The organism is Kineococcus mangrovi (assembly GCF_041320705.1).
Lineage (GTDB): Bacteria > Actinomycetota > Actinomycetes > Actinomycetales > Kineococcaceae > Kineococcus > Kineococcus mangrovi.
Map to the genome: position 1 here is coordinate 550,314 of NZ_JBGGTQ010000001.1, position 24,420 is coordinate 574,733.

Genomic DNA, 24,420 nt, shown 5'->3' on the forward strand with positions numbered 1-24,420 from the left:
GCCTGGTCCCGACACCGATCACGACCCTAGGTGAGCGCGGCGGGCGGGGCGAGCCGGACCAGGACGAGGGTGGTGTCGTCCTCGGCGCGGCCGGGGACGGCCCCCAGCAGGCGGTCGGCCACGTCGGGCGGGCTCAGCCCCTCGGCCACCGCGCGGACGGCCTCGTGACCGAGCTGCTCGGTCGTCGTGGACAGGCTGGCGCCGCGGCGCTCGACGAGGCCGTCGGTGAAGAAGAGCAGCGAGGCCTCGACCGGCACCTGCGCGCTCACCACCTCCCCGGCCGTGCCGCTGGTCGGGCCGAAGCCGAGGCCGAGCATCGGCCGGGTGGGGACCACGAGCGGGTCCGCGCCCGCCGCCGTGACGAGCAGCGGGGCCGGGTGGCCGGCGCTGGCGAGCTCCACCGCGGCCGGGGCGCCCGGGCGGGCGGGGTCGGGGCGGCCGACGACGCCCACCACCGCGGTCGCGGTGTGGTTGCCGTTCAGGGTGGTCACGAGCGCGTCGAGCCGGTCGAGCGCGGCCGCGGGGCTGTGCCCCTCGAGCAGGTAGGCGCGCAGGGCCGTGCGCAGCTGCGCCATGGCCGCGGCCGCGTGCACGCCGTGGCCGGCCACGTCGCCGACGACCACCGCCACGCGGTCCCCCGGCAGCGGCAGCAGGTCCCACCAGTCCCCGCCGAGCTGGCCCCCGGCGGCGGGGCGGTACCGCGCGTGCACGTCGAAACCGGGCACCTCCGGCGCCTCGTCGAGGACGACGGCGCGCTGCAGGGACTCCGCGATCGCGATCTGCCCCCGGGAGCGGCCGAGCATGATCGCGGTGAGCTGGCTCCGCAGCCGTTCGGCCGTCGAGGCGTGCCAGGGCCGCCAGGGCAGGCTGCGGCCCCGCACGACCTCCTGCCACTTCTCGAAGCTCTTGCGAGGGCTGATCCGCACCTCCGGACCCTCGCCCTCGACGGTCGCGGCCTTCTCGGGGTCCCCGCCCCAGGAGACCGTCTCGGGCTGTTCGGGGCGGAACCACAGCAGCCAGCCGTCGCCGTCCAGCCCGATGCGCAGCGCCCCCGCGGCCGCCTCGGCGACCTCGCGCAGGCGCGGGTCGAGGGTGGAGAGGCGGTCGGTGAACGTGACCGCGCCGTCGGCCCGCCCGAGCAACCGCGCCGTGCGCTGGACCTGCGCCCACGGCGGCACCCGCCCGGACGTCAGCAGCCGGTGCCCGTCCCAGACCGCGACACCACCGGCACCGAGCAGGTCGACCACGCGCCCGTCCTCCACGAGGGCCGTCAGCGGGTCGCGGCTCTGCGCCGAGACCCCGGCCAGCACGTCGGACATCAGTTCCTGGGCGGCCAGGGCCTCGTCGCGCTCGCGCGAGCGCGAGCGCTCCCCGACGAGCTGGGACGTCGTCTGCCCCAGGAACTCCGCCGCGGACCGGGCGTCGTACCCGGGCCGGTGCGGGCCGGAGTAGTGGTGGCAGGCGACCAGGCCCCACAGCCGCCCGTCGACCAGCAGCGAGATCGACATGGACGAGGTGACGCCCATGTTGTGCAGGTACTCCAGGTGGATCGGCGAGACGCTGCGCAGCACCGACCCGGACAGGTCCAGGGGGGCGCCCGTGCCCGGGTCGACCAGGGGTTCGAGGCGGACCGGGCGGTAGTCGACGTCCGCGATGAGCCGCGTCCAGTTCAGGGTGTACAGCCGGCGGGCCTGGGCGGGGATGTCGCTGGCGGGGTAGCGCAGGCCGTGGAAGGGCTCGAGGTCGTCCCGGCGGTCCTCGGCGGCGACCTCCCCGTTCCACTGCGCGTCGAACCGGTAGACCATGACGCGGTCGAACCCCAGGACGGCGCGGACCTCCCGGGCCAGCCGGCGGCACAGCGCGTCGACGTCCGTCGTCCCCGCCAGGCGCGCCACCGCGCCGCGGGTGGCGCGGTAGGAGACCGGCTCGACGCCGTGGCCGACGGGTTCGACCTCCACGACCGTCCGGTCGCCGCTGACGTGCACGACGACGTCGACGTCGACCTCCGCACCGCCCAGGACCAGGCGCGCGTGCAGGGCCTCGTCCCGGGCGTCGTCGTCCTCGCGCGCCCCGCGCACCCGCGCGGCCACGTCCTGGCCCAGCAGGTCGGCCAGGTCCGCGCCCAGCACCGACCCCGGCGCCCGGCCGAGCAGCTCGGCGGTGTTCTCCGAGGCGACGACGACGCGGTGGGACGGCTCCTCGAGGGCGAGCAGGAGGCCGTGGGGCTGGATGGCCCCCGGCACGTGGATGGGTTCGCTCTCGCAGGTCGTCAGGTCGACCTCGCCGTAGGCGGGGACGTGCTCCTGCGGCTGGGACACCGGGCTCCTCGGGCGACGTGGCGGCGGTCCTGGCCAGACCGTCGTCCTCCCCCACCCTACGTGCGGCTCCCCCCACCCCGGCGGACGTCGGTGTCGGCGCGCTGCGCACGGCGCACGACGTGGACCCGGGGCCCGGCCCGCTCGATGGCGCGCAGGTCGGCCTCGGCGGCACCGTCGTCGGTCACCACGTCGTCGACCGCCGCGAGGTCCGCGACCGGTGCCAGCGTGACCCGCCCGATCTTGGAGGAGTCGACGACGACGACGGACCGCTGGGCCCCGGCGACCATCGCGGCGTTCGTGCGGGCCTCCACCTCGTCGTGGGTGGTGACGCCGCCAGCGGCGCTCACCCCGTCGGCCCCGAGGAAGGCGATCCCGGTGTTGAGGGCCGAGAACGAGCTCTCGGCGAGGGCGCCGACGATCTCGAGGGAGCTGGGCCGGACCGTGCCGCCCGTCACCAGGACCCGCAGGTTCTGCCGCCCCCCGATCTCGGCGGCGGTGGTGAGGGAGTTCGTGAGGATCGTCAGGTCGGCGCGGAACACCAGGGACCGCGCCACCTCGGCCGCGGTCGTCCCCCCGCCGATGGCCACCGCGAACGGACCCGGCGGCAGGAACGTCGCGGCCCGGCGGGCGATCAGCCGCTTCACCTCCGGGGAGGTGCCCGTGCGCAACCGCACGGGGATCTCGACGGCCGCGGCGGTGGTCCGGGCCCCGCCGTGGGTCCGCACGACGAGGCCCTGCGCCTCCAGGTCGGCGAGGTCGCGGCGCACGGTGGCGACCGAGACGGACAGCTCCTCCACGAGCCGGTGGAGGCTGACCGGCGCCTGCGCGGCGCCGAGCTCGGCCAGCAACCGCAGTTCGGCGCGGAGCCGGTGGGCGCGCTTGCCGGGACCCAGCGGGTGGTCCGCCTCCGGCGTCGTGGGGGTCATCGGGAATCCGATCAGAAGTTCTGAGCGCTTCGCGCAGATCGTTGCACGGGACTGCGCGACCCGCTCACCATCGGGCCATGACACGAGTGACCTTCGTCGGGGCGGGCAGCGTGGTCTTCACCCGGCAGCTCGTCGCCGACCTCGTCCGGTTCGACGACCTGGGCCCCCTCGACCTCGTCCTCCTCGACGTCGACGAGCGGCGGCTGCGGGTGGCCGACGGCACCGCGCGCCAGGTCGTCGAACGCCTCGGCGGGAACCGCCGCACCGGGGTGTCCATCACGTCCACCACCGAGCGCCGGCGAGCGCTCGCGGACGCCGACGTCGTCGTCGACATGGTGCAGGTCGGCGGGATCGAGGCGACCCGCCGCGACCTGGAGATCCCGGCCCGGTACGGCCTGCGGCAGACGATCGGCGACACGACGGGGGTCGGCGGGGTGTTCCGGGCCCTGCGCACCTTCCCGTTCCTGTCCGCCCTGGCCGCCGACGTGCGCGACGTCGCCCCCGGCGCGGTCCTGCTGAACTACACGAACCCGATGGCGATGAACGTCTGGTGGCTGGACGTCGTCGCCCCCGAGCTGACCACCCTGGGCCTGTGCCACAGCGTGTACTGGACCGCGCACGACCTCGCTGAACTCGTCGGCGTCCCCGTCGAGCGGACCCGCTTCCGCGCCGCCGGCGTGAACCACCAGTCGTGGCTGCTGGAGTGGACGCACGAGGGCCGCGACCTGTACCCGGTGCTGCGCGAGCGGATCGCCGCCGACCCCGGGCTCGGGCGTCGCGTCCGCGTCGAGGTGTTCCGCCGGATCGGGTACTACCCGACCGAGACGAGCGAGCACTCCTCGGAGTACCTGCCGTGGTTCCTGCGCTCGGACGAGCAGGTGGAGCGGTTCCGCCTGCAACCCCTGGAGTACCTCGGCGTCTCCGAGGCCAACGTCCAGGAGTTCCTCACCGCCGAGCGGGTCCTGGCCGCGGGTGGCGCCCTGGAGCTGGAGGACGGGGCCACGGAGTACGCGCCGCAGGTCATCCACTCCCTGGTCACGGGGACCTCGCGGGAGATCCACGCCAACGTCGTCAACCGCGGGCTGGTCGACAACCTGCCGGCGGGGTGCGTCGTGGAGGTCCCGACGCTCGTCGGCGCCGACGGCGTCCGGCCGGTCCCGATGGGGTCCCTGCCGGTGCAGGCCGCCGCGGTGAACCGCCCGTACGTGTCGGTCGCCGAGCTGACCGTCGAGGCGGCCCGGACCGGGGACCCGCGCCTGCTGCGCCAGGCGGTGCTCGTCGACCCCAACGCCTCCTCGACGCTCACCCCCGAGCAGATCTGGTCGATGTGCGACGAGCTCGTCCTCGCCCACGGCGACCTCCTGCCCGAAGCCCTGCGCGAGACGCTGCCGGCGGACGCGCTGTGACCGGACCGAGTGGAGGAGCCCGCCGTGCGCGCCACCCGTAGGACCGTCCTGTCCGTTGCCGCCGCGCTCGGCGTCTCGTCCCTGCTCGGTGGATGCGGCCGGGAGGAGATCACCGTCCTGGACACCGACGCCGAGGTGCAGCTGGTGTTCTGGTCCGGGCAGAGCGACGAGGCGCAGGACCTCCTGCAGGGTCTCGTCGAGGAGTTCCAGCAGCTGCACCCCAACGTCCGGATCGACCTGTCCCCCGGGGCCTCCTCCACGGAGGAACTGCTGCAGAAGCTGGCCGCGTCCTTCGCCGCCGACCAGGCCCCGGACATCTCGTACACGTTCGGGTCCTGGGCCAGCCAGCTCGAGCGCTCGAACCGCACCCTGGACATCACGAGCACCGCCCAGGACCCCGACGTGCGGTGGGAGGAGTTCCCCCGGGCCGCCCGGGACACCGCCCGGCCCACCGGGCGGCGCACCATCGGCTTCCCGGCGGTGGTCGACAACATCTCGCTGTTCTACAACACCACCGTCTTCGACCGGGCCGGCGTCGACCACCCCACGCCGGAGTGGACCTGGGAGGACTTCCGCACCGCGGCGAAGGTCCTCACCGACCCGGCGACGAACACCTTCGGCTACGCCTACTCCGTCTCCGGCAGCGAGGAGACGACCTGGCAGTTGTGGCCGCACCTGTGGCAGAACGGCGGGGCCGTCCTGGAGGAGAGCACCGGCCGGTCGGCCTTCCAGTCGCAGGCCGGTGTCGACGCGCTGGAGTTCCTGCGGTCGATGGCGGTCGAGGACCGCAGCGTCTACCTGGACCAGACCGACACGAAGTTCGCCCAGCTGTTCGCGAGCGACCGGGTCGCCATGATGACCTCCGGCCCGTGGGAGTTGTCGGCCCTCAGGACCGCCGGGACCTCCTACGGGGTCGTCCAGCTCCCCGGGACCGACGGGGACCACCAGACGGTCTCCGGACCGGACCTGTGGACGTTGTTCGACAACCGCGACGTGAACCGCGCGCACTGGGCCACGGAGTTCACCCGGTGGCTGACGTCGGCCGAGCAGGACGAGCGGTTCAACGTCGCCGTCGGGAACCTGCCGCTGCGGCTCAGCGAGGCGACCAGCCCGGCCTTCCTCGCCCAGGCCCGGGAACTGCCCGGCCTGGACGTCATCGAGGCCAACGCGGCCAACGCCCGGCAGACGCGCCCCACCGTCCCCGGGTACAACGGGCTGTCCGAGGCCGTCGGGAACGCCGTGGCCCACGTCCTGCAGGGTCGAGGCGACCCGCGGACCGCCCTCCAGGACGCCGCCGAGGTGGCCGACCGTGCTCTGCGACGAGGTTGACGAGAAGGAGAGGAGTCGACGGTGACGACGTACCCGAGTCCCGTCCGCCCACCCACCCCACGCCCCGTCCGCCGTCGGCGGGTGCCGGGCGAGGCCCTCGCGGGCTGGGGGTTCGTGGCCCCCGCGCTCGTCGTGGTCGGCGGGCTCACGCTGTTCCCCGCCGTCTGGGCGCTGGTCCTGTCGTTCCGGAGGTGGGACGGCTTCAGCCCGCAGGTCGGGGTCGGGACGCAGAACTACCGCGACCTGTTCAGCGACCCCTCGCTGCTGGGCGCCGCGCTCCACACGGTCCTCTACACCGCCATGTTCGTACCGGCCTCCCTGCTGCTGGGGCTGACGCTGGCGACGGCGCTGAACCGGCGCATCCGCTTCATCGGTTTCTACCGGACGGCGGTGTTCGTGCCCTTCGTCGTCTCCGCGGCGGCCACCGGCATCCTCACGACCTACCTGTTCAGCCCGCAGTTCGGCCTCGTCAACAACGTCCTGCGCGTCCTGCACCTGCCCCAGCAGGGCTGGCTGGAGGACAGCGGCCAGGCGATGGTCGTCATCACGATCATGTCGTTGTGGGGGCAGGCGGCGTTCACCACCGTCATCTACCTCGCGGCCCTGCAGGACGTCCCGCACGAGACGGTCGAGGCGGCCCGCATCGACGGCGCGAACTCGTTCCAGGTCACCTGGCGGGTGGTCTGGCCGCAGCTGCGGCCCGTGACGGTCTTCGTGGGCGTCTACCAGACCCTGCAGGCGCTGCAGCTGTTCGACCTCGTCTACGCCACCACGCGCGGCGGGCCGCTCGAGGCCACCCAGACGATCGTGTACCTCATCTGGACCACGGCCTTCCAGCAGCTGCAGTTCGGCTACGGCTCGGCGATCGCCTACGCCCTGTTCGTCGTCACCCTGGCGGTGACCGTCGCCGTGACCGTGACCCAACGACGCGCCGCCCGGAGGACCCGATGACGGACCCGACGAGGACCCCCACCTCCCCCACCGCCCGCCGGGTAGGTGCCCCGGCGGTCGAGGGACCGCCCCGGCCCCCCGCCCGCCGCCGCCTGCCCTTCAGCCCCTGGCACCTGCTGCTGCTGCCCGTGGCCGTGGTGTTCCTGCTGCCCTTCGCCGAGATGTTCCTGACCTCCTTCTCCCCGGCCTCCGACATCACCCGGATCCCGCCGGGGTTCTGGCCCTCGCGGTTCACCCTCGACGGGTACGAGCGCCTGTTCGCCGAGTCGGGGATCCTGCGCTGGCTGGGCAACACGGTCGTCGTCTCGGTCGTGTCCATCGCCTCGCACCTCGTGCTGTGCTCCCTGGCGGGCTACGGGTTCGCGCGACTGCGCTTCCCGGGGCGGGAACTGGGGTTCCTCGGCATCCTCGCCACCATCATGATCCCCTCGCAGCTGCTGATGGTCCCCACGTACGTCGTGTTCGCGAAGCTGGGTCTGGTCAACGACCTGGGCGCCGCCATCGTCCCGTGGCTCGCGTCGGCGTTCGGGATCTTCCTCATGCGCCAGTTCTTCCTGTCCCTGCCGGCGGAGCTGGAGGAGGCGGGGCGGGTCGACGGGTGCTCGCGGTTGCAGGTGTTCCTGCTCGTCGTGCTGCCGCTGGCCCGCCCGGCGATGGCGACCCTGGCGATCTTCACGCTGCTGGGCTCGTGGAACGACCTGGTCTGGCCGCTGGTCGCGATCAACGACGAGCAGAACTTCACCCTGCAGCTGGGGCTGACCACGTTCCAGGGGACCCGGCGGACCGACTGGTCGCTGCTCATGGCCGGCAACGTCGTGGCCACCGTCCCCCTCATCGTCCTCTTCCTCCTGGCCCAGAAGCAGTTCGTCGCCACCATGGCGTCGGCCGGCCTCAAGGGCTGACGCCACCACCCCTCTGGAGAACCGTGACCACCGACGCGACCACACCCACCGACGACCTCACCAGCGCGACCCACGACGAGGTCCGGCAGCAGCCGCAAGCCTGGCGCGACCTGCACCGGGTCCTGCAGGGGCGCGGCCCGGCCCTGCGGGCGTTCCTCGACCCGCTGCTGGCCCGGCCGGACCTGCGCGTCGTGTTCACCGGCGCGGGCACGTCGGCGTTCGTGGGTGACATCGCGGCGGCCACGCTGCGCCGCCCGCTGCGGCGGCGCCTGGAGAGCATCGCGACGACCGACCTGGTGTCCGACCCCCGCACCGCCTTCGCCGAACCCCGGCCGGTCCTGCTGGTGTCCTTCGCCCGTTCCGGCAACAGCCCCGAGAGCGTGGCCGCCGTCCAGCTCGCCGACGAGCTCGCCCCCGAGGCGCACCACCTCGTCATCACCTGCAACGCAAGGGGCCGGCTGGCCCTCGACCGCGACGGGTCCGGCCGCTCCTTCGTCCTGCTCCTGCCCGAGCAGACCCACGACACCGGTTTCGCCATGACCTCCAGCTTCTCCACGATGCTGCTCGCGGCGCTGTGCGCCTTCCAGGAGGACCACCTCGGCGCGGTGGAGCAGCTGGCCGCGGCCGCGGAGTCGGTCCTGGAGCGCACGGACGCCGTCGGGGAACTGCTCGACCCGCTGCCGCACCGGGTCGTCCACCTCGGCAGCGGCCCCCTGAAGGGGCTGGCCCAGGAGGGCGCGCTGAAGGTCCTCGAGCTGACCGCGGGCCGCACCGCGTCCTTCCACGACAGCCCGCTGGGGTTCCGCCACGGACCGAAGTCCGTCGTCGACGACCGCACCCTCGTCGTCGTCCTCGGCTCGGCCGACCCGCACACGGCGCGCTACGACGCGGACATGGCCGCCGAGCTGCGGGCGGACGGCACGGCCCGCGTCGTCCACGTCGGAGCGGACGGGGGTTTCGCGGTCCCCCACCTGGACGGCCTGCCGGACGGCCTGCGCGCCGTCGCGCTCGCGGTGTTCGTGCAGCTGCTCGCCCTGAGCGCCTCCGTGCGCCACGGGTGCACGCCCGACGACCCGTTCCCGGCGGGCACGGTGAACCGCGTCGTCCAGGGCGTGCGCATCCACGCCCTGACCGGCGGTGGGGACGCGTGAGGTACCACCTGGGGATGGACGGGGGCGGGACGAAGACCGCCTTCGTCCTCCTCGACCCCGACGGCGGTGTCGTCGCCCGCAGCACCCAGCCGTCCTGCTACTACTTCGGCAGCGCCGGAGGGCTCGCCGGGGTGGAACGCGTCGTCGCCGACGGCGTCCGCGAGGTCACCGCGCAGATCGCACCGCAGGACGTGGAGTTCGCGTTCTTCGCCTTCCCCGGCTACGGGGAGGTGAGCGGGGACGTCGCCGCGCTCGACGAGCTGCCCGCCCGGGTGCTGGGCCACCGCCGCTACCTGTGCGGCAACGACATGGTCTCGGGCTGGGCCGGTGCGCTCGGGGGCCGCGACGGCGTCAACGTCGTCGCCGGGACGGGGTCGATCGCCTACGGCGAGCACGAGGGCCGCACCCGGCGCACGGGGGGCTGGGGGGAGCTGTTCGGCGACGAGGGTTCGGCGCACTGGGTGGCCGTCGAGGGCCTGCGCGCGTTCTCCCGGATGGCCGACGGCCGCGCCCCCCGGACGCCCCTGCACGACGCGGTCCTGGCGGCCGCCGGCGTCCGGCACGCGCACGACGTCATCGGGGTCGTCCTGGACGACTGGGGCAGCCGGCGCGCCGACGTCGCCCGGCTGGCCCCGCTGGTCACCGAGGCCGCTGCGGCCGGGGACGACACGGCGCGCCGGATCGTCGGGGCGGCGGCCGCCGAACTGGCCGGCCTCGTCGAGAGCACCGCCCTGGCCCTGGGTCACCGGCCCGGGGAGGAGGTCCTCGTGTCCGGCACCGGCGGGTTGTTCCAGGCCCCCGTCGTGCGGACCGCGTTCCTCGAGGCGCTGCACCGCAGCCGCTTCGCCCTGGAACCGGTGGAACCCCGCTACGACCCGGGGGTCGGCAGCGCGCTGTACGCCCGCAGGCGCTCGCCGCGGCGGGCGCCTGCGGGAACCCCGTCGGGAACCCCGTCGTGAACCCCGTCGCGAACGTGGTCGCGGTGCTCACCCCCAACCCCGCCGTGGACGTCACCTACCGGGTGGCGCAGCAGCGGGTCGGCCACACCCAGCGAGTCCTGGACGTCACCCGCCGCCCGGGCGGGAAGGGCGTGAACGTGGCCCGCGTCCTGGGGTCGGTGGGGGCCCGGTCCCGGTGCCTGCTGCCGCTCGGGGGTCCGGCCGGGCGGTGGCTGGCCGCCGAGCTCGCCGGGCTCGACGTGCCCGCGACCGTCGTCCCCCTGGCCGGCCCGACCCGGACCACGGTGACCGTGGTGGACGGCGTGCAGCACCCGACGATGTTCGGCGAACCCGGGCCCGCCGTCTCGGCGGCCGAGTGGGCGGCGGTGACGCGCGCGGTCCCGGCGGACGCGGACGCCTTCGTCGTCGCCGGGTCCCTGCCCCCGGGGACCGACCCCGAGCTCGTCGGCGCCTGGATCCGCGCCGCCGCGGTCCCGGCCGTCGCCGACGTCACCGGTCCGGCGCTGCTGGTGGCCGCCGCGGCCGGAGCGGTCTGCGCGCCGAACGCGCAGGAACTGCTCGAGGCCACGGGGTGCGCCTCGGAGCAGGCCGGGGCGGGCGTCCTGCTGGAACGCGGCGCGCCGCTCGTCGTCGTCTCGCGCGGGGCCGCGGGCCTGAGCGCGCACACCCCCGGCGGGCAGGTGCACGTCCCGGCCGTGGCGGGGGTCTCGGGGAACCCCACCGGCGCCGGTGACGCCGCCACCGCCGGGTTCGTCCTCGCCACGACGCGCGGTCTGCCCACGGCCACCGCGCTGCGCTGGGCGGCCGCGTTCGGTGCGGCGGCCGTCCTGCGTCCGGTCGCCGGCGAGGTCGACCTGGCCGCCCTCGCCCGCCACCTCCCCGAACTCCAGCTCGAACTCCAGCTCGAACCCCAGCTCGAACCCCGACCCGAACCCGACGGGAGCCCCGCATGAGCTCGACCCCCTTCTCGAGGCTGCTCACCGACGCCCGGTCCGCCGGCCGCGGGGTCGGCGCCTTCAACGTCGTCCTGCTCGAGCACGCCGAGGCGATCGTGGCCGGGGCCTGCCGCGCCGGTCTGCCCGTCGTCCTGCAGATCAGCGAGAACTGCGTCCGCTACCACGGCGACCTCACCCCGATCACCGTCGCGGCGCAGGCCGTGGCGCGCGCCGCCGACGTCCCCGTCCTGGTCCACCTCGACCACGTCACCGACGTCGACCTCGTCGAGCACGGCCTCGAGCTCGGGGTGTCCTCGGTGATGTTCGACGCGTCCGCGCTGCCGTTCGAGCAGAACGTCGAACTCACCGGCCGGGTCGCGGACCGCTGCCGCGCAGCGGGTGCGGGGTGCGAGGCCGAGCTCGGGGTGGTGGGCGGGAAGGACGGGGTGCACGCCCCCGGTGCCCGCACCGACCCCGCCGAGGCCGCGCGGTTCGTGGCGATGACGGGGGTGGACGCCCTGGCGGTGGCCGTCGGGACGTCGCACGCCATGCGGACCCGGGACGCGGACGTCGACCTGGACCTGATCGCCGAGCTGGCCGCCGCCGTGCCCGTCCCCCTCGTCCTGCACGGGTCCTCGGGCGTGCCCGACGACCGGCTGCGCGCGGCGACCGCGGCGGGCGTGACGAAGGTGAACATCTCCACCCACCTCAACGGGCTGTTCACCGCCGCCGTGCGGGAGGTGCTGACGCAGCAGCCCTCGCTGACCGACCCGCGCACCTACGTCAGGGCCGGTCGCACCGCGGTGCGGGACGAGACGGCCCGTCTGCTGGAACTGCTCGCGGGCCGCTGAGGTCCCTCACGCGCCCCCGTTGACCGCCGTGGTGCGCAGGGCGCCGTCGCTCACGCCGTACTTCTCCAGGATCGCGTCGTAGGTCCCGTCCGCGATGGCGTCCTGCAGCGCGCGCTGCACGGCGTCGCGCAGCTCGGTGCGGTCCTTGGCGAACCCGTAGCCCCAGGGCTGGGCCTGCCAGGGGTCGCCGAGGGCCTGCACGGTCCCGCCGGAGTCGGCGATCAGCTTGGCCGCGGCGGGCAGCGCCTCGACGCCGAGGTCGGCGCGACCGTCCGCGATCGCCGACACGCTCTCGAGGTAGGGCACGTCGACGAGGGCCACGGCGGGTTCGCCCGCCGCGGTGCACAGCTGCGACTGCCCGGTGACGATGTCGGCCTCGGTCGTGCCGGCGGCGGCGGCCATGCGCAGGCCGCACCAGGACCCCGGCTCGGCCCGGGCGCTGTGGTCCCCCGGCCCGGACAGGACCTGCTCACCGGCGTAGAACACGTCGACGAAGTCGACGTCCTGCTGCCGGGCCGCGTTGTCGGTCATCGAGGCCCCGACGAGGTCGACCGTGTGGGCGGTGGCGGCCGGGCGCAGGTCGGCGAAGGCGACCGTCTGGAACTGCGGGCGCAGACCCAGCCGGCGCGCGACGTCGGTGAGGATCTCGACGTTGACCCCGGTCAGCTTCCCGCCCTCCTCGTACTCCATGGGCGGGTACGTGGGGTCGGTGCCGATCGTCAGCACGCCGTCGGCGACCAGCGGCAGGCCGGCCGAGCCCGCACCGGGCGAGGTGGTGCCCGTGGTGGTGGTCGGGTTCCCGCAGGCGGTGGTGAGGGCGGCGAGGACGAGCAGGGCGGTGGTGGCGCGGGTCAGGGCGCGGCGACGGGGCACGGCGGCTCTCCTGGGGGTCGGGGGCTCAGACGGTGAACTTGCGCAGTTCCTGCTCGAGGGCACCGGCGGCGGCCGCGACGCGACCGGCCGTGCCCGACGTCTGCTCCGCGACCTCGGTGGTCAGGGTGACGTCGTGGGCCATCGAGGAGATGGAGCGCGTGACGTCGGCCGACCCCGTGGCGATCTCGTCGACGTTGCGCACCATCTCCCGCGTGGTGGCCGTCTGCTCCTCCACCGCGCTGGCGACGGTGGCCTGCAGGTCGCTGATGCGTTCCACGACCCCGCGGATGGTGCGGATGGCGGTGTCGGCGGCCGCGGCGTCCCGCTGCGCGGCGGCGACCTTGGCGATGATGCCCTCGGACGTGCGGGCCGACTCCGAGGCGAGTTCCTTGACCTCGCTGGCCACGACGGCGAAACCCTTGCCGAACTCCCCGGCGCGGGCGGCCTCGATGGTGGCGTTGAGCGCCAGCAGGTTCGTCTGCTCGGCGATGGAGGTGATGACCTTGACGATGTCGCCGATCTCGGCCGAGGACTGGGCGAGCCCGCGCACGGTCCCGACGGCTTCCTCGACGGCGGCCACGGCGTCGGCGGCGACCTGGCTCGCCTCGGTGGTCGCCGAGGCGATCTGCTCGATCGCGCTGGACATCTCACCGCTGGAGTCGGCGACGCTGCGGATCGTCACGGAGATCTCCTCCGCGGCCGCGGACCCGGCGGTGGCCTGCGCCGCCGACCCCGCCGCGCGTTCGTGCAGCGAGCCGGACACCGAGGTGAGGTCGGCGGCGGAGACGGTCATCTCACGGCTCACGCGGCCCACCTCGGCGAACATCTGCGCCAGCTTGTCCAGCGCGGTGTTCAGGGCCACGACCATCTGGCCGATCTCGTCGGCCCGGCCCACGTCCCCGCGCCGGTCCAGACGGCCGAGCGCCACCTCCTGGAGGATGTCCACGGTGCTGCGCAGGCGGCGGCGCACGGCCCGGGTGACGGCGGCGGCGACCAGCGCCAGCACCGCGGTCACGGCCAGGCTCGCGGACACGGTCAGCCACGTGCCCTGCGTGCGGGCGTCGGAGGCGTCGGCGACGGCGGCCCGCTGCGCGGCGGTGGCCGCCTCCACCATGCCCGGCACGGCGGCCGACAGGACGTCGGCCTCCGTCGTGAAGGCGGGGACCGCGGCGCGGGCCGCCGACTGAGCCGGGTCGGTGATCTCGTAGTTCGACAGCGAGACGACCCGTTGCCCGAGCGTGACGACGGTCTCGGTCTGCGGGAGCAGCTGCGTGGCCTGCGTGCGCAGGTCGCCGGTGGAGGTCGCGGCCAGGTCGCGCAGGGCCGCGCGCAGGGCGGTGGCGTCGGCGCCGAGGTCGGTGATGGCCGCGCGTCGCTGGGCGGTGTCCGTCGTGACCAGCGACGTGGTGACGTCACCCCGCAGACGGGCCTGGGCCGCGTCGACCCGTTCGGCGAGCGCCGAGGCGCGGTCGGCGGCGACGAGCGCGCTCTGGGCCGCGTCCTGGCGGTGGGAGCTGACGATGCCGATGCCGCCGACGGTGACGACGCCGAGGACGCCGACCGTGGACAGCAGGACGAGGCGGGCGGCGATGCTGGACGTGCGGCGCGGGGTGGGCGCGTCGTCGGCGGAGCGGTGGTGCGTGCGCGTCATCGCTGTCGTCCCGGGGTCGCGGTGGCGGGGGCGTGGTGCGGGCGGTGCGGACGGTGCTTCGTGCACGTCTCATCGGACGGGGGCGGTGCGACCTGAGGCCACGGCCGCACCGAGCCGTGCGAGCAGCGGTGGGACGTCGTGCGCGTCGAGCACGGCGTGCACGACGGCCGGGCGGTGCGGTGCGGCCGCGATCCGGGTGAGCGCGTCCTGCAGCTCGGCGCGGCTGCCCGCGCGGGCGGTGAGGACGTCCCGGCCGGGGGCGAACAGGGCGGGCACCGCGAGCCAGTCCCACGACGTGACGTCCTGGTAGACGGCCTTCGGGCTCTGCAGGACGCGTTCGATCGTGTAGCCGGAGTTGTCGACGACCACGACGACGGGTGCGGGCTGCCCCGGGGCGGGGTCGCGCTGCAGGACGGTGGCGAGTTCCTGGACGGTGAGCTGGGCGGCGCCGTCACCGACGAAGAGGATCGAGCGGCGGTGCGGGGCGGCCAGGACGGTGCCCAGCACGGCGGGCACCGTGAACCCGATGGAGGACCAGATGGGCTGCACGAGCAGTTCCGCGCCGGGCGGCAGCCGCAGTTCCAGGCTGCCGTAGAGGGAGGTGCCGGCGTCGGCGACGACGATCGCGTCCTGCGGCAGCCAGCCCTGCACGGTGCGCCACAGGGCGTGCTGGGTCAGGGGGGCGTCCTCGGCGCCGGTGTCCCGGTGCTCCCCGGTGGGTGCGCTGACGTGCGGCCACACCCCCTCGACGGGCGGCAGGGCGGTGAACGCCCGCTCGCGGGCGACCTCGGCGAGCAGCGGCAGGGTGTCCTCCAGCCGCACGTCGTGGAACGTGACGCCGTCGACGACGGCCTCGGCGATGCCGAGCCAGATGGCGCGGGCGGGGTCGAAGCCGTGGCTGAACAACCCCGTCATGACGTCGGACAGGACGGCGCCGGCCAGGACGAGGAGCTCGGCCTCGTCGACGGCGCGCCGGACGTCCGGGGAGATCGTCATGGCGCCCTGGTAGGTGCCCAGGCTCGCGGGGTGCTGCTCGGCCAGCATCGCCTTGGCCCCCACGAGGGTCGCCACCCGCACCCCGTCCTGCCCGGCGAGCGCCGCGAGCCCGCCCTCGGCGCGGCGGCGGTGCACCTGGGTGCCGGCCAGCACCGTGAGGGCGGGCACGTCGGCGAGGACCTCGGCGAGGGCGGTGCGCAGGTCCTCCAGGGCGACGGGGTCGCTGGGGGCCGGGCGCAGGGGGCGGCGCAGCGGGGCGCTGGAGACGTGCGCGAGGGCGACGTCGGCGGGCACGCCGAGGTAGACGGGCTTGGAGCGTTCGAGCGCGACGCGCAGGACGCGGTCGATCTCCAGGGCGGCGTCGGCGGCGCGCAGCACGGCCCCGGTGGCGGTGACCTCGCGGTAGGCGCGGACGAAGTGCTCGTGGTCGCCGTCGGCGAGGGAGTGGTGCAGCAGGGCGCCGCGCTGGCAGGCACCGGTCTCGGGCATCCCGGTGACCTGGACGACGGGGACGTCCTCGGCGAAGCTGCCGGCGATGCCGTTGACCGCGGACAGCTCCCCCACCCCGTAGGTCGTGACGAGGGCCGCGACCCCGCGCGTGGTGCGGGCGTGGGCGTCGGCCGCGTAGGCGGCGTTGAGCTCGTTGGTGTTCCCCACCCACTCGATCCCCGGCACCTCGAGCATCTCGTCGAGGAGGCCGAGGTTGAAGTCGCCGGGGAGGCCGAACAGGTGCGCTCCCCCGAGTTCGACGAGGCGGCGGGCGAGGTACTCACCAACGGTCACCGTGGGCGTGGCGTGGGGCGTCATGACCCCATGACGCCGGACCGGGGGCAGGCTGTCCAGAGGAGCTGCTCGAACTAGGCACTTTGCCTATTTTTGAGTCCATGAACTGGTCAGACTGCGGAAATCTGCTCAGCGCGGCGGGTCGCTCGCGCCCTCCAGCTCGGCACGGACGCCGTCCAGGTGCGCCTCGGCGGCGGCGGCCGCCGCCGCCGGGTCGTGATCGGCGACGGCGCGGAAGGTCGCGTCGTGACCGGTGTCGACCTGGTCGAGGCACCGGGGGCGACGGGCTAAGCTCGCAACCGCGCGCGAGCGCGCCCCTGTAGCTCAGTGGCCAGAGCAACCGCCTTGTAAGCGGTAGGTCGTCGGCTCGATTCCGACCAGGGGCTCCACCCGGCTGGGCGGGCACCAGTCGCCGGCATCAGCCGCGCAGGGCCCGGCCGATGCCCGCGGCGGCCACCGAGAGGGCGGCCACGAGCCGCTGCCGGTCCCGGCCGAGCGCGGTGACCACCAGGCCCAGCGCGGCGACGACCTCCTCGCCGGGCCCGCGGACGGGCACCGCGACGGAGGCGTTGCCCACGTCCATCTCCCCGCTCGTGCTGGCGAACCCCTCCCGCCGCACCTGGGCCAGCTGACGCTGCAGCAGCCCGGGCGAGGTGATGCTGTAGGGCGTCACGCGCTCCAGGCCGGCCAGCACGTGCGCCACGACGTCGGCGGGGGCGTGGGCCAGCAGGACCTTGCCCACCCCGGTCGTGTGCAGGGGCAGCCGCCCGCCGACGCGGCTGACGACCGGCACCGACGCCGACCCCTGCAACCGGTCCAGGTACAGGACCCGGTCCCCGTCGCGCTCGGCGAGGTGGACCGTCGCGCGCGTCGCGGCCTGCAGGTCCTGCAGGAAGGGCGCCGCCACGTCGCGCAGGTCGGTCTGGACGGGGGCCAGCAACCCCAGGTCCCACGTCCGCCGGCCCACGACGTACCCCCCGTCGGGACGGCGGGCGAGGAACCCACCGGCCTGCAGGCGGCGGGCGATGCGCAGCGTCGTCGAGGGGGTCAGACCGCTGCGCGCGGCGAGGTCGGCCAGGCGCAGGACCCGGTGCTCGGGGTCGAAGGCGCCCAGCACGTCCAGGGTGCGGTCCACGAGGGAGGCCCCGGGAGCGGAACGACCGGCCACACCCGTCAGCCTACGTTGCACTCAGTGGCACGAGACCCTGGTCCCTCGCGGGGGGCCGCCCTAGCCTGCGGACATGACGACGCCGTCCAGCTCCCCCGCCGCGACCCACCGCACGCGGGTCGCGGTCGTCGGGGGCGGGCCCGCCGGCCTCATGGCCTCGCACCTGCTGCACCGCGCCGGGATCGACACCGTGGTCGTCGACCACCGGACCGTGCACGAGATCGAGACGACGCACCGCGCGGGCATCCTGGAGACCGACAGCGTGCGCCTGCTCACGCAGACGGGTGTCTACGGCGACGGTCCCCAGCGGGTCCTCACCGAGGGCGACCGCCACGGCGGGATCCACCTGCGCTTCGACGGCGCGTCCCACCACCTCGACTTCGAGCGCCTCGTCGGGAACTCCGTCTGGCTCTACCCGCAGACCGAGGTGTTCACCGACCTGCACCGCGCCCGGACCCGGGACGGCGGGGACCTGCACTACGGGGTGAGCGAGGTCGGCGTCCACGACGTGACCGGCTCACCGCGCGTGACCTTCACGGCCGCGGACGGGTCCCGCCACGAGGTGCGGGCCGAGGTCGTCGTCGGCGCCGACGGGTCGCGCAGCGTCTGCCGCGACCTCGTGGCCGGGCACCGGCGCTGGTTCCGGGAGTACCCCTTCGCCTGGTTCGGCATCCTGTGCGAGGCCCCCAAGAGTTCCCCCGAACTCGTCTACAACCGTTCCGAGACGGGTTTCGCGCTCGTCAGCCAGCGCACCGAGTCGGTGCAGCGCATGTACTTCCAGTGCGACCCGGCCGAGAACCCCGACGACTGGTCCGACGCGCGGATCTGGGACGAGCTGCAGGGCCGCCTCGCCGGCCGCGACGGTTTCGAACTGATCGAGGGTCCCGTCATCAGCCGGTCGGTCCTGCCGTTCCGCAGCTTCGTCCAGACCCCGATGCGGCACGGCCGCCTCGTCCTGGCCGGCGACGCCGCGCACACGGTCCCCCCGACCGGGGCCAAGGGCCTGAACCTCGCCCTGGCCGACGTGCGGGTGCTCGCCGAGGTCCTGGTGGACGCGCTGGCCAAGGACGACCTCGACCTGCTCGACGAGTACACCGACCGCGCCCTGGCCCGGGTCTGGAAGGCCCAGCACTTCAGCTACTGGATGACGACGATGCTGCACCGCAGCCCCGGCACCGAGGGTTTCGACGACCTGCGCCAGCTCGGCGAACTGCACTCCCTGGTCTCCTCCGAGGCCGGGTCCACCTACCTCGCGGAGGGTTACACCGGATGGCCGACACGATGACCGCTCTGGAGAGCCAGGCGGACCTGTCCGCCGAGATCGAGGACACCGCCGCGACGTGGGCGACGGCCCGCGAACCGGAGTTCCAGCCGCGGCGGGACTACCCGCCCTACCGCTCGACGCTGCTGCGCCACCCCACCAAGGACCTGTTCCAGGTCGACCCCGAGGGCGTGGAGCTGTTCGCCCCCGCGTTCGGCCAGCGCGACGTCGCTCCCCTGGAGGCGGACCTGACGATCCAGCGCGGCGGGGAACCGCTGGGCGAGCGGATGGTCGTGACCGGCCGCGTCGTCGACGGCGACGGCCGGCCCGTGCGCCACCAGCTCGTGGAGGTCTGGCAGGCGAACGCGGGCGGTCGCTACGTCCACCAGCGCGACCAGCACCCGGCCCCGCTGGACCCGAACTTCACCGGGATGGGCCGGACGCTGACCGACGCCGACGGGGTCTACCGGTTCACGACGGTCAAACCCGGCCCGTACCCGTGGAAGAACCACCACAACGCCTGGCGCCCGGCGCACATCCACTTCTCGTTGTTCGGCACCGACTTCACCCAGCGGCTCGTGACCCAGATGTACTTCCCCGGCGACCCGCTGTTCGCGCTCGACCCGATCTACCAGTCGATCGTGGACCCGGCCGCCCGCGAGCGCCTCGTCGCGACCTACGACCACGACGTCACCACCCACGAGTGGGCGACGGGGTACCGGTGGGACATCGTCCTCACCGGCGCCCACCGCACGCCCGTCGAGACCGGGGAGGACCCCGCGTGACCCGCCTCGCCCCGACCCCGGGCCAGACCGTGGGCCCGTTCTTCCACGACGCCCTGCCCTACCCCGGGGACGCCGACCTGGTGCCCCGCGGGACCCCGGGGGCGGTCCGCCTGCACGGCACGGTGTTCGACGGCGGCGGCGCCCCCGTGGTCGACGCGCTGCTGGAGGTCTGGCAGGCCGACCCGGACGGCGCCGTCGTGCAGCGCCCCGGGTCGCTGCACCGCGACGGCTGGACGTTCACGGGGTTCGGCCGCTGCGCCACCGACGGTGCGGGTCACTACTCCTTCACCACGCTCACGCCCGGCGCCGTGGACGGCGGGCTGCCGTTCTTCGCCGTCACGGTCTTCGCGCGCGGGGTGCTGCACCGGCTGAGCACCCGCGCGTACCTGCCACCCGCCGACGGCGCGAGGGACGCGCTGCTCACCGCCGCGGGTCCGCGCTCGCGCACCCTCGTGGCCGTGGCCGAGCCCGACGGCTACCGTTTCGACGTGCACCTGCAGGGTCCGGAGGAGACCGTCTTCCTCCGCGCGCCCGGGGAGTCCCCCGCGTGAGCAGGCCGTGAGCGAACTCTTCCGGCCCGGTGACCACCGGGCCGGTGCGGTGTTCTCCGACGGGGCCTTCACCGCGGCGATGGTCGCGGTGGAGTCGGCGTGGGCCGGGGCGGAGCTGACCGCCCCCGACGATCCGCTGGACGTCGAGCCCGGCGGGAACCCCCTCATCCCCCTCGTGGCGGCTCTGCGGCGGGCCAACCCGGGTGTGGAGGTCCACACCGGCCTGACGAGCCAGGACGTCGTGGACACCGCGCTCGTGCTGATGCTGCGCGAGGCGGTCGCGCAGGTCCGCACCCACCTCGCGGCCGCCCTCGCGGCCCTGGACCGCCTCGACGCCGCGCACGGCCACCTCGAGGTCACGGCGCGCACCCTCACGCAGTGGGCGCTGCCCGTCCCGCTGGCCCACCGCTTCGGGGCCTGGCGCACGGGGCTGCGGGAGGCCGACGCCGACCTGGCCGCCCTGGCGTTCCCGGTGCAGGCCGGTGGGCCCGTGGGAGTCCTCGCCGACCGCCGCGACCTGGCCGCCCGGCTGGGCCTGGCCGACGCGCCGTCGTGGCACACGACCCGGCGTCCCGTGACGCGCGCCGGGGACGCCCTCGTCGCCACGACCGACGCCTGCGGGCACGTCGCCCGGGACGTCCTGACCCTGTCCCGGCCCGAGGTCGGGGAACTGTCCGAGGGCACCGGCGGCGGGTCGTCCTCGATGCCGCACAAGGCGAACCCCGTGCTGTCGGTGCTCGTCCGGTCCGCCGCGATCGTCGCCCCGTCCCTGGCCGCCACGCTGCACGCGGCGGCGGCCGACCAGGTCGACGAGCGCGCCGACGGGGCCTGGCACGCCGAGTGGGACACGTTGCGCCTGCTCGCCCGCCGCACGGTCGTCGCCACGGCGCAGACCGCGGACCTGCTGGCGGGTCTGACCGTCCACCCCGACCGCGCCGCGGCGAACCTCGCCGCGGCGGAACGACTGCGCGGAGGAACCCCGTGAACCCCGACAGACCCGTCCTGGTGCTCGGCCCGTCGCTGGGCACGACCGCCGCCGCGTGCTGGGGTCCCGTCGTCGACCTGCTGGGCGAGGAGTTCGACGTCGTCGCCCGGGAACTGCCCGGGCACGGTGCCGACCGGGGGCCCGTCCCGGCGGACCTCACGATCGCCGACCTCGCCCGGCAGGTCGTGGACGCCGTCGCCGAACGCCACGACGGGCCGTTCCTCTACGCGGGCGACTCGGTCGGCGGGCAGGTCGGGTTGCAGCTCCTGCTGGACCACCCCGACCGCGTCCTGGGGGCCGTGCTGTGCTGCACGGGCGCCCGCATCGGGACGCCGGAGTCGTGGGCCGAGCGCACCGCGCAGGTGCGGGCCTCGGGCACCGCCTCCCTCGTGGGCGCCACGGCCGCGCGCTGGTTCGCCCCCGGGTTCCTCGAACGCCGCCCGGCGGTGGGGGCCGCGCTGCTGCACGCCCTGCGGGACACCGGGACCGACGGCTACACCGCGGTGTGCGGGGCGCTGGGCGCCTTCGACGTCCGCGATCGCCTCGGCGAGGTCGACCGGCCCGTGGTCGCGGTCGCGGGCGCCCACGACGCCGTGTGCCCGCCGGACTCGCTGCGCGAGATCGCCGACGGGGTGCGGGACGGGCGGCTCGTGGTCCTGGACGACGTGGCGCACCAGGCGCCCGCCGAGGCGCCCGGGGAGATCGCCCGGATCGTCCGGGACCTGGCGGCGCGGGTGGGGACGGAGGTGGCGCGGTGACCGACGAGTACGACGCGGGGATGGTCGTCCGGCGCGAGGTGCTGGGCGACGAGCACGTCGACCGCGCGGTGGCCGCGACGACGGGGTTCACCGCCGACTTCCAGCGCTACATCACCGAGAACGCCTGGGGGGCGGTGTGGACGCGGCCCGGGCTGGACCGGCGCACCCGTTCCCTCATCACCCTCACGGCCCTCATCGCGCGCGGGCACCACGAGGAGTTCGCGATGCACGTGCGGGCTGCGCGCCGCAACGGCGTCACGGTCGCCGAGATCGGCGAGACGATCCTGGCCTCCGCGGTGTACTGCGGGGTGCCGGACGCGAACAACGCCTTCCGCATCGCCTCCCAGGTCCTGGCCGAACTCGGTGAGAACCTGGACGCGTGAGCGACGCGGGAGTGCGCAGGATCGGGATCGTCCTGTTCGACGGGGTGGAGGAGCTCGACGCCGTCGGGCCCTGGGACGTGCTGGCCTGCTGGACCCAGCAGTTCCCCGAGGACGGCTGGGCGGTGACGACGCTGTCCCGCGACGGCGGCCTCGTGACCGCCGCCAAGGGCCTGCAGCTCACCGCGGCCCACTCCTTCGCCGACGCCCCCGCGTTCGACGTCCTGCTGCACCCCGGCGGGAACGGGACGCGGCCGCAGCTGCGCGACGAGGCGCACCTGGAGTGGGTCCGCGCCCAGCGCCGGTCGGTGCCGCTCATGACGAGCGTGTGCACCGGCGCCCTCGTGTACGCCGCCGCCGGGTTGCTGGCCGGGCGGCCGGCGACGACGCACTGGGGGGCGCTGGACCTGCTCGCCGAGCTGGACGGGAGCATCGAGGTCCGCCCCGACGACCGCTTCGTCGACGACGGCGACGTCGTGACCTCCTCGGGGGTGTCCGCCGGCATCGACATGGCCCTGCACCTGGTGGCCCGGCTCTCTTCGGTGGACCGGGCCCGCCAGGTGCGCCGTCAGGTCCAGTACGACCCCGAACCGCCCGTCTGAGCCGCGAGCTCGGAGGCCACCGGTGGGAACACCGGCCGGTCCAGCCCCTGGAACGAGCGGGCGACGCGCAGGACCTGTTCGCAGTAGCCGCGCTCGTTGTCGTACCAGACGTAGAGGACCACGGTGTCCCCCGCCGCGATCGTCGCGAGGGCGTCCACGACGCCCGTCTTGCGGGTGCCGATGAAGTCGGTGGAGACGACCTCCGGGGAGTCGGTGTAGTCGATCTGGTCCTGCCACGGGGAGTCCAGCGACACCCGGCGCAGGAACTCGTTGAGGTCGGTCTTCTCGACGGGTTCACGCAGCGTCAGGTGCAGCACCGCGAGGGACACGTCGGGGGTGGGTACGCGGATGGAGTTCCCCGTCAGCTTCCCTTCGAGCTCGGGCAGCGCCTTCGCGACGGCCTTCGCGGCGCCGGTCTCGGTGAGCACCATGTTGAGGACCGCGGAGCGACCGCGGCGGTCGCCCTGGTGGAAGTTGTCGATGAGGTTCTGGTCGTTGGTGAAGGAGTGCACGGTCTCCACGTGCCCGCGGACGATCCCGTAGCGGTCGTTCACGACCTTCAGCACGGGGGCGATCGCGTTCGTCGTGCACGACGCCGCCGAGGCGATGCGGTCCGTCCCCGTCAGCGCGTCCTGGTTCAGGCCGTGGACGACGTTCTTCACCGACCCCTTGCCCGGAGCGGTGAGCAGCACCCGCCCGACGCCCTGGCTGCGCAGGTGTTGCGACAACCCCTCGGCGTCGCGCCACCGCCCGGTGTTGTCGATGACGAGGGCGTCGTGGATGCCGTGCGCGGCGTAGTCCACGGTCGCCGGGTCGTCGGCGTAGAGGACCTGGATCGTCGTGCCGTTGGCGTGGATCCGGTCGTTCTCCTCGTCCACGGTGATGGTTCCGGCGAAGGCGCCGTGGACGGAGTCGCGGCGCAGCAGGCCGGCGCGCTTGACGAGGTCGTTGGCCCCGCCGCGGCGCACGACGACGGCCCGCAGCCGCAGGCCCCACGGGTCCTGACCCTGCTCGAGGAGGATGCGGGCCAGGAGCCGGCCGATGCGCCCGAACCCGTAGAGGACGACGTCGCGCCGGCCGCCGGGCCGGACGCCGGCGAGGGGGGCGAGCAGTTCGCGCACGGCGGTCTCGTCCGCCCCGGACCCGGCGAGACGGGCCAGGTCGACGACGGCCGGGGACAGCGGCAACCGGACGAGGACCTGCAGCAGGTCCAGGCTGCCCTCCAGGGGCAGTTCCGCGGCGTCGACGCGCCGGGCGAACCGGTGCGCCTTGACGAGGTCCACGACGGACTTGCCGACCAGGCTGCGGCCGTGGACGGTCACCGTCACCCCGTGGTCGCGGTGCAGGCGGCCGATGAGCGGCACCATCGCCTCGGCCAGGCCGAGCTTGAGGGACCAGCCGAGGTCGTCGGCGGGCCGGTTCTGGTCGGACATGCGGGGATCTCCTCGTCACGGCGGGTCGCGGTGAGGCCCACGATCGGGGAACTCCACGCGCCGGACGAGGGGGGAACCCCGGAAAGATCGACCGGTCTTCACAGGTGGTGCATCCACCCCCACCCGGTCAGCGGGGCTGCACCTCACCCATCGGTCCGAACCCCGCCACGTCCGGGGCGTGGACGTGGACGATCTGCGGTTGCGCGGCGACGTGGTCGGGCATCTCGGAGATCGCCTTCTGGAAGTGCTCCGACGCGACGTGGGTCCTGCCCGCCTCCTCGTCGGCGAACCCCTCGACGAGGGTCCACAGGTCGGGGTCCTCGACACCGCGGGACCAGTCGAAGAACAGGTTCCCCGGCTCGGCCCGGACGGCCTCGGTGAACTCGCGGACGAGTTCGGGCCAGCGGTCGGACAGCTCGGGCTTCACGGGCCACTTCACCACGATGAGGATCACGCGTCGAGGGTA

Annotated in this window: 23 protein-coding genes and 1 tRNA gene; 16 read left to right on the forward strand and 8 right to left on the reverse strand. The window is 74.6% G+C overall.

Features of this window, described 5'->3' with window-relative positions; genetic code table 11:
- Window positions 1–26 precede the first annotated feature (26 nt).
- Together AB2L28_RS02545 and AB2L28_RS02550 are read right to left on the reverse strand one after the other, a co-directional pair.
- On the reverse strand, window positions 27–2,318 hold the full coding sequence (locus tag AB2L28_RS02545; protein WP_370717144.1) for a SpoIIE family protein phosphatase: 2,292 nt from the start codon (window positions 2,316–2,318) through the stop codon (window positions 27–29).
- Between the two features lie 56 nt (window positions 2,319–2,374).
- Window positions 2,375–3,244, reverse strand: a complete 870-nt coding sequence (locus AB2L28_RS02550; RefSeq protein ID WP_370717145.1) for a DeoR/GlpR family DNA-binding transcription regulator — start codon at window positions 3,242–3,244, stop codon at window positions 2,375–2,377.
- 77 nt (window positions 3,245–3,321) lie between these two features.
- Between AB2L28_RS02550 and melA the strand changes: the two genes are divergently transcribed.
- Genes melA through AB2L28_RS02590 form a run of 8 tightly spaced genes read left to right on the forward strand, consistent with a single transcriptional unit; the run spans window position 3,322 to window position 11,728 of the window.
- Window positions 3,322–4,650: an alpha-galactosidase gene (gene melA, locus AB2L28_RS02555; RefSeq protein ID WP_370717146.1), complete on the forward strand. Its 1,329-nt coding sequence runs from the start codon at window positions 3,322–3,324 to the stop codon at window positions 4,648–4,650.
- Between the two features lie 24 nt (window positions 4,651–4,674).
- Window positions 4,675–5,979 (forward strand): extracellular solute-binding protein, encoded by a 1,305-nt coding sequence (locus tag AB2L28_RS02560; RefSeq protein WP_370717147.1) that lies wholly within the window; start codon window positions 4,675–4,677, stop codon window positions 5,977–5,979.
- Between the two features lie 21 nt (window positions 5,980–6,000).
- Entirely contained in the window at window positions 6,001–6,930 is a 930-nt protein-coding gene (locus tag AB2L28_RS02565) for a carbohydrate ABC transporter permease (protein WP_370717148.1), read from the forward strand.
- On the forward strand, window positions 6,927–7,832 hold the full coding sequence (locus tag AB2L28_RS02570; RefSeq protein WP_370717149.1) for a carbohydrate ABC transporter permease: 906 nt from the start codon (window positions 6,927–6,929) through the stop codon (window positions 7,830–7,832). Before AB2L28_RS02565 ends, AB2L28_RS02570 begins: the two co-directional genes overlap by 4 nt.
- A gap of 23 nt (window positions 7,833–7,855) precedes the next feature.
- Window positions 7,856–8,983: an SIS domain-containing protein gene (locus AB2L28_RS02575; RefSeq protein ID WP_370717150.1), complete on the forward strand. Its 1,128-nt coding sequence runs from the start codon at window positions 7,856–7,858 to the stop codon at window positions 8,981–8,983.
- On the forward strand, window positions 8,980–9,942 hold the full coding sequence (locus tag AB2L28_RS02580; protein ID WP_370717151.1) for an N-acetylglucosamine kinase: 963 nt from the start codon (window positions 8,980–8,982) through the stop codon (window positions 9,940–9,942). The genes AB2L28_RS02575 and AB2L28_RS02580 overlap by 4 nt, the downstream gene beginning before the upstream one ends.
- Window positions 9,939–10,895, forward strand: coding sequence for a 1-phosphofructokinase family hexose kinase (locus AB2L28_RS02585; RefSeq protein WP_370717152.1), 957 nt, complete (start codon window positions 9,939–9,941; stop codon window positions 10,893–10,895). The genes AB2L28_RS02580 and AB2L28_RS02585 overlap by 4 nt, the downstream gene beginning before the upstream one ends.
- A complete protein-coding gene (locus AB2L28_RS02590; RefSeq protein ID WP_370717153.1) occupies window positions 10,892–11,728 on the forward strand; it encodes a class II fructose-bisphosphate aldolase in 837 nt (278 codons plus the stop codon). The genes AB2L28_RS02585 and AB2L28_RS02590 overlap by 4 nt, the downstream gene beginning before the upstream one ends.
- 6 nt (window positions 11,729–11,734) lie before the next feature.
- On the opposite strand, the gene AB2L28_RS02595 is transcribed toward AB2L28_RS02590, so the two are convergent.
- From AB2L28_RS02595 to AB2L28_RS02605, 3 genes are all read right to left on the reverse strand, one after another.
- Complete coding sequence (locus AB2L28_RS02595) at window positions 11,735–12,601, reverse strand: transporter substrate-binding domain-containing protein (protein WP_370717154.1); 867 nt, start codon at window positions 12,599–12,601, stop codon at window positions 11,735–11,737.
- 25 nt (window positions 12,602–12,626) lie between these two features.
- The gene (locus AB2L28_RS02600; RefSeq protein WP_370717155.1) at window positions 12,627–14,252 is read right to left on the reverse strand and encodes a methyl-accepting chemotaxis protein; all 1,626 of its coding nucleotides are present in this window, start codon (window positions 14,250–14,252) and stop codon (window positions 12,627–12,629) included.
- 69 nt (window positions 14,253–14,321) lie between these two features.
- Entirely contained in the window at window positions 14,322–16,055 is a 1,734-nt protein-coding gene (locus AB2L28_RS02605; RefSeq protein WP_370717156.1) for an alpha-keto acid decarboxylase family protein, read from the reverse strand.
- 289 nt (window positions 16,056–16,344) lie between these two features.
- Between AB2L28_RS02605 and AB2L28_RS02610 the strand changes: the two genes are divergently transcribed.
- A tRNA-Thr gene (locus AB2L28_RS02610) sits at window positions 16,345–16,420 on the forward strand.
- A gap of 29 nt (window positions 16,421–16,449) precedes the next feature.
- Here the strand turns inward: AB2L28_RS02610 and AB2L28_RS02615 are convergent.
- Window positions 16,450–17,199: an IclR family transcriptional regulator gene (locus tag AB2L28_RS02615; protein WP_370717157.1), complete on the reverse strand. Its 750-nt coding sequence runs from the start codon at window positions 17,197–17,199 to the stop codon at window positions 16,450–16,452.
- Window positions 17,200–17,272: 73 nt separating this feature from the next.
- Here AB2L28_RS02615 and AB2L28_RS02620 point away from each other — a divergent pair, with 73 nt between their 5' ends.
- Genes AB2L28_RS02620 through AB2L28_RS02650 form a run of 7 tightly spaced genes read left to right on the forward strand, consistent with a single transcriptional unit; the run spans window position 17,273 to window position 22,521 of the window.
- Window positions 17,273–18,484, forward strand: coding sequence for a 4-hydroxybenzoate 3-monooxygenase (locus AB2L28_RS02620; protein ID WP_370717158.1), 1,212 nt, complete (start codon window positions 17,273–17,275; stop codon window positions 18,482–18,484).
- Complete coding sequence (gene pcaH / locus AB2L28_RS02625) at window positions 18,469–19,245, forward strand: protocatechuate 3,4-dioxygenase subunit beta (protein WP_370717159.1); 777 nt, start codon at window positions 18,469–18,471, stop codon at window positions 19,243–19,245. The genes AB2L28_RS02620 and pcaH overlap by 16 nt, the downstream gene beginning before the upstream one ends.
- Window positions 19,242–19,796 (forward strand): protocatechuate 3,4-dioxygenase subunit alpha, encoded by a 555-nt coding sequence (gene pcaG, locus AB2L28_RS02630; RefSeq protein WP_370717160.1) that lies wholly within the window; start codon window positions 19,242–19,244, stop codon window positions 19,794–19,796. Before pcaH ends, pcaG begins: the two co-directional genes overlap by 4 nt.
- A 7-nt stretch (window positions 19,797–19,803) precedes the next feature.
- A complete protein-coding gene (locus tag AB2L28_RS02635) occupies window positions 19,804–20,781 on the forward strand; it encodes a lyase family protein (protein WP_370717161.1) in 978 nt (325 codons plus the stop codon).
- On the forward strand, window positions 20,778–21,539 hold the full coding sequence (locus tag AB2L28_RS02640) for an alpha/beta fold hydrolase (protein ID WP_370717162.1): 762 nt from the start codon (window positions 20,778–20,780) through the stop codon (window positions 21,537–21,539). The genes AB2L28_RS02635 and AB2L28_RS02640 overlap by 4 nt, the downstream gene beginning before the upstream one ends.
- Window positions 21,540–21,559: 20 nt before the next feature.
- Complete coding sequence (pcaC, locus tag AB2L28_RS02645) at window positions 21,560–21,922, forward strand: 4-carboxymuconolactone decarboxylase (RefSeq protein WP_370717268.1); 363 nt, start codon at window positions 21,560–21,562, stop codon at window positions 21,920–21,922.
- Window positions 21,919–22,521, forward strand: coding sequence for a DJ-1/PfpI family protein (locus tag AB2L28_RS02650; protein ID WP_370717163.1), 603 nt, complete (start codon window positions 21,919–21,921; stop codon window positions 22,519–22,521). The genes pcaC and AB2L28_RS02650 overlap by 4 nt, the downstream gene beginning before the upstream one ends.
- Here the strand turns inward: AB2L28_RS02650 and AB2L28_RS02655 are convergent.
- Together AB2L28_RS02655 and AB2L28_RS02660 are read right to left on the reverse strand one after the other, a co-directional pair.
- Window positions 22,488–23,954: a glyceraldehyde-3-phosphate dehydrogenase gene (locus AB2L28_RS02655; RefSeq protein WP_370717164.1), complete on the reverse strand. Its 1,467-nt coding sequence runs from the start codon at window positions 23,952–23,954 to the stop codon at window positions 22,488–22,490. The two genes, AB2L28_RS02650 and AB2L28_RS02655, sit on opposite strands and share 34 nt — an antisense overlap.
- Before the next feature lie 127 nt (window positions 23,955–24,081).
- Window positions 24,082–24,408 (reverse strand): putative quinol monooxygenase, encoded by a 327-nt coding sequence (locus AB2L28_RS02660; RefSeq protein WP_370717165.1) that lies wholly within the window; start codon window positions 24,406–24,408, stop codon window positions 24,082–24,084.
- Between the last annotated feature and the right edge of the window lie 12 nt (window positions 24,409–24,420).

Coding starts and splice junctions, on each gene's coding strand:
- AB2L28_RS02550 (WP_370717145.1), bottom strand. CDS start 3,244: ATGACCCCCACGACGCCGGAGGCGGACCACCCGCTGGGTCCCGGCAAG.
- melA (WP_370717146.1), top strand. CDS start 3,322: ATGACACGAGTGACCTTCGTCGGGGCGGGCAGCGTGGTCTTCACCCGG.
- AB2L28_RS02570 (WP_370717149.1), top strand. CDS start 6,927: ATGACGGACCCGACGAGGACCCCCACCTCCCCCACCGCCCGCCGGGTA.
- AB2L28_RS02590 (WP_370717153.1), top strand. CDS start 10,892: ATGAGCTCGACCCCCTTCTCGAGGCTGCTCACCGACGCCCGGTCCGCC.
- AB2L28_RS02600 (WP_370717155.1), bottom strand. CDS start 14,252: ATGACGCGCACGCACCACCGCTCCGCCGACGACGCGCCCACCCCGCGC.
- AB2L28_RS02605 (WP_370717156.1), bottom strand. CDS start 16,055: ATGACGCCCCACGCCACGCCCACGGTGACCGTTGGTGAGTACCTCGCC.
- AB2L28_RS02620 (WP_370717158.1), top strand. CDS start 17,273: ATGACGACGCCGTCCAGCTCCCCCGCCGCGACCCACCGCACGCGGGTC.
- pcaH (WP_370717159.1), top strand. CDS start 18,469: ATGGCCGACACGATGACCGCTCTGGAGAGCCAGGCGGACCTGTCCGCC.
- pcaC (WP_370717268.1), top strand. CDS start 21,560: ATGGTCGTCCGGCGCGAGGTGCTGGGCGACGAGCACGTCGACCGCGCG.
- AB2L28_RS02655 (WP_370717164.1), bottom strand. CDS start 23,954: ATGTCCGACCAGAACCGGCCCGCCGACGACCTCGGCTGGTCCCTCAAG.